The sequence below is a fragment of the Stieleria tagensis genome (assembly GCF_024129865.1).
Taxonomy (GTDB): Bacteria; Planctomycetota; Planctomycetia; order Pirellulales; family Pirellulaceae; genus Stieleria; species Stieleria tagensis.
Genome location: NZ_JAMYFE010000005.1, coordinates 1 through 4,055, shown reverse-complemented (window position 1 = coordinate 4,055; position 4,055 = coordinate 1). Strand labels below are relative to the sequence as shown.

Here is a 4,055-nt window from a genome sequence, read left to right as displayed (position 1 = left end):
CTGAGGACAATGCCGATCGCCACAGGAGTTGTACAGTGAGCTTGTTTTGTCACAGTCGGCACACTGAAACTTGCGGCCTCCCATCACGTGCGTGCGGCAAACCGATAACTTTGCCAGCACGCTTTGAACTTGAACGCACATCGATTCATCAGCGGCCTGATTGGCACCAACCCGCAAAATTTGATCAAGGGTTAGCTTTTCTTCGGATCGGAATCGTTCTCCGGTGGCGGTGTCAGAGTCGGCAGTTGCCGGACCGGCAACCAGTCCAGCGGACTCGGGGTGCTGTGGAGATGTTCGCGGCGACAGTGCAGATAGACCATCGTGGTCACAAAGCTGGCGTGACCGAGCAGTTTGCTGATCGTCAACAAGTCCACTCCCGCTTCGAGAAGTCCTGTCGCGTACGAATGGCGCAGAACGTGGGGATAAACACGGCGATGGATCCCCGCTTTCTTGGCCGACACTTTCATCACCTTTTGAATGGTCGTGCCCGCGTAAATCTTGTTGACTGACTTGCCGGGAAAGAGGAAGTCGCTGGGGCGATACTTCTTCCAATAGATTCGAAGCTCGCTCAGGAGCCTCGGCGAGAGTGGAACGAGCCGCTCTTTTTTCCCCTTCCCACAGGCGACTCGAATTTGCATCCGGCGTGAGTCGATGTCGTGAATTTTCAAATTGGCCGCTTCGGAGAACCTCAGTCCGCCCGAATACAGGACCATCAGAAAGGTTCGGTGTTTGAGGTTCGCTGTGCACTGGATGAGCTGATCGATTTCATGCCGGCTGAGCACTGTCGGCAGAGTCTTGGGACGTTTGCCGAAAGGGACCATGACGACCGGCCAGGGGACGCGGATGGTGTGTGTGTAGAGAAACCGTAGCGCGCAGACAGCTTGATTGAACGTGCTGTAGGCGAGCTTCCTTTCTCGGATCAGGTAAAGCTGGAAGGTTCTAACGTCTTCGACGGTTGCACTTTCGAGCGGTTTTTCGATAAAGTCGGCAAATCTTCGCACGTGGTAGGTGTAGGCATCGATGGTTGCCTCGGCCAAATGCCGTATCAGCATGTCTTCGGCGAGACGTTTTGTGATCTTGCATTTTCGATTCTTGTAAGGCGTCATGGTCAAACCTTGGTGGGGGTCAGGAAAACGCTCACGCAACAATGGGTGGGCGATAGACCTCCTACAGTGCTTGCAAAACACAAAAGCGCAAGAGCCGTTTAATCGAAACGTTCGCTACAACCGGACCCGAGCAGTGGTGCTAAACCTGTCGCGTCAGCGCAACAACAAAGAATGAAAAAAGCTGCGGGCGAAGCCCGATCATTCACGTTTGAAAGACTCCGCTGCTCGGGCGCTGCAATCGCCAAGACTGCCAGCGGGCGCTGAAAAGTCGGGATCGTCAGAAGACTTGTTCGATCCCCGGGGAAGAACCAGGCGGGATCAACATTGGGGTCGGCAAGGATGCCATCAACAACCACAGCAAGGATGCGACGCTGGCCGATAGCGTTGCACCTACCCGTTCCAGACTGCGAGAACACACTTCCAACGGCCCAGCGGAAAGCACTTCGATTAAGTTCAACGTTCGGGTTGACCGGGGCCGAGCAAAAGATCAACAACTCCAATGAAACGCTTTCGAGGCCTCCGCGTCCAACCCATGGTTCCCCGCGTCTTGGGTGTCAGTCAAACGGGTTGACGCCACCGAACGGGTCTTCGTCATTTTTGAGGTCACCAGTTCTCGCATCCAGTCGGTCTGCGATCTCCTTAAGCGGGCTTCGTTTGCTTACGCTTTCCCTGACGCGTTTAAGTATATCGAGTTTTTCGTGCGTGTGGCCCGCGGTTGTAATGCCAGCATCAATCAAGTCGACAAGGCGTTGGTTGAGCTTGGAATCAGTCATTATCTCGACAAGGATTTGCTTTTCGTTGCGTTCGATGAGTACCGCAACTGGTTGTATTCTGTTCTTGCGAGCTTCTAGTGTCCAATAGCCGGGGTGCGGAAAAAATAGGATTAGCTTGCGACCGTCGTTGCGATGGAAGAATGCACCATGCGATCCGCCGTCAAAGTACATGTCAAGGCTGTCAAACGAAAGCGATGCGTCTCCCTGCAACTTTGCTGGAACATTGGATGCGATTTCAACTGGAATGGGGTATAGCGGTCGGTTGCCCATAGGCAAAATGATTTGCCCGCACGCGTGGCTAGCGAGGATCGCGAGTGTCAGTAGAGCGAACGCGTATCTCATTTCTTTCAGTTGGGGAACGGTACGGATCACGCGGTCGCCGCGAATGGCTGACCACTTCAAAAACCTCAACTCGGCGACTCGTCGTGCATCCGATTGTTACCCGCCGTGTTCGACCATGCGTTTAGCCTCCGAATCGGCAGTCATGTATTCAACAGTCCCCACTCCGATCGCGGGCATCGCACTACACCACAGCCGCACATTCTTGTCGTCGCGATGGTAAGTGTAGCCCTTGTTCACTTCGTGCCAGCACTTGTCTTCCCCATACACCTTGAACATCGTCTCCAAGTCCATATCTGCGTCACCTCTTGCCGAGTGGTAGATCACAGCGTGGACTCGGCCCTTCCACTGCCAAACGTCGATCGCGTGAAGATCGTTCAATTGAAAGCAATAACATGAAGACTGAGGCAAATGCTCATTGGGCTCTTCTGTATCAAAAGGGCCGTAGAGAGAGATCGCGTCGTCAACGGTTGATCCAAGAGGAAGCAGTCTGATGTCCTGAAGTAAATGTGGGCCGAGAACTCTCACACGCACACGGTCAACCAAGTTCTCTATGAAGCGGTTGAAAGCTTTTAATACCATTTGCGATTGCAGTGTGTGCGGTCAGGAATCTTCTGTCGGGTAACGTTAGAAATCACGCGGGACGGACGAACGATGTGCAAGCAGACCGAAAAACGCGACTCCCGTCCTCGCGTGCATTTCATTGTTCTGGCAGTCTACGGCAAGTCAACAGTCAATGAACGATGCTCGCGAGCACAAGGAATCGATATCGCTTTCCTGCATCGAGTTATACCGTCCGGTCGAACGACGTCGAATTGTACACAAAGCTTTGATGGACGTTGGTACGTCGCAATCATCCCAAACACTTGTTCGGTCCCACTATGTGAAACGAAGATCTTGTCGCTGTCGCCATTTCGCTCTGCGGGCATTCGAAAATCAACGTCTGATTCCGGGCGATACTCGCAAATCCAGCGTGCCTGAACCTCGCTCCAGCATTCGTAGTACTTAATCGAATTGAGATCGACCGCTTCACTTGCGACTACATCGATGGAAAGTGGAAACGCGCCATCCCAATGGGTCACAGGAGAGGCGATAAGGACAGCAATTGAAAAGAAACACAAAGCGGCGATTGCAACTAACGCGTGTTTCATCATTTGTTGCCAGAACGTTCGGGATTAACGAGTCGGCGGCGAAAGACTCGGGCCACAGTTCCAGACCGGATTCCGCCGATCCGTTACATCCCTTGGTTACGAGATGCCTTGGCCGATGCTGGAAGTTGGCTGGGCGTAGATCTCAAGTTAACCACTGCGAATCGCCAAAGCAACTTCGAGCATTGGACGAGTGTTGGTTCGGTCACAGCGGGTATTGGTTTGAGCACTGTGCGAATTGGTGAAAGAAGCGTGGGGATCGCCGGCGACAAGGCAATCCAGGAAGCGTCACTGCGCCGTCGACGGCGATCCCGTCGCTTCGAATGTGGTCAATCGTTTGAGTTGAAATGGTGAAAGCCCGTGCCGGCCACTGGGCGGTCACGTTTGCAGGTCACAAAAGGCGATGACGAGCCGAAGCGTTGGCGACAATCAGCTAGCGTTTCCAAAGCAAGTCGCCGGCGGTTCGGCTGGTCGTCGCCGCGATTAAAATTCTAAAAGGCGCTCGCATACAATGGCCCTCTCCATCTCCGGCAGTCGAGCGTTGGCATACGCAACTCGTGTGAGTGTGAAGCCGAGTCGTTCAGGCCGCGAGCGAAGGACGGAGCCATCAAGCAAACCATCAGCCAGTGATCGCCGCAATCCATCCACTACTCAAGCTGAGTCTAATACTCGTAACGGCAGCGATAACC

At 53.7% G+C, this 4,055-nt stretch carries 5 protein-coding genes; all 5 read right to left on the bottom strand.

The window, feature by feature from the left end; translation table 11 throughout:
• Positions 1-141: transposase zinc-binding domain-containing protein (locus NHH03_RS00185; protein ID WP_253153572.1), on the bottom strand; the 141-nt coding region annotated here is incomplete at its 3' end.
• A gap of 50 nt (positions 142-191) precedes the next feature.
• Positions 192-1,106 (bottom strand): tyrosine-type recombinase/integrase, encoded by a 915-nt coding sequence (locus NHH03_RS00180; protein ID WP_253153570.1) that lies wholly within the window; start codon positions 1,104-1,106, stop codon positions 192-194.
• Positions 1,107-1,660: 554 nt separating this feature from the next.
• Positions 1,661-2,281, bottom strand: coding sequence for a hypothetical protein (locus NHH03_RS00175; protein ID WP_253153569.1), 621 nt, complete (start codon positions 2,279-2,281; stop codon positions 1,661-1,663).
• Between the two features lie 36 nt (positions 2,282-2,317).
• Complete coding sequence (locus NHH03_RS00170; RefSeq protein WP_253153568.1) at positions 2,318-2,599, bottom strand: hypothetical protein; 282 nt, start codon at positions 2,597-2,599, stop codon at positions 2,318-2,320.
• Positions 2,600-2,934: 335 nt separating this feature from the next.
• Positions 2,935-3,372 (bottom strand): hypothetical protein, encoded by a 438-nt coding sequence (locus NHH03_RS00165; RefSeq protein ID WP_253153567.1) that lies wholly within the window; start codon positions 3,370-3,372, stop codon positions 2,935-2,937.
• Positions 3,373-4,055: the final 683 nt, after the last annotated feature.

Excerpts from the sequence above, each read along its gene's own strand:
- NHH03_RS00180 (WP_253153570.1), bottom strand. The coding sequence starts at position 1,106 with ATGACGCCTTACAAGAATCGAAAATGCAAGATCACAAAACGTCTCGCC.
- NHH03_RS00165 (WP_253153567.1), bottom strand. The coding sequence starts at position 3,372 with ATGATGAAACACGCGTTAGTTGCAATCGCCGCTTTGTGTTTCTTTTCA.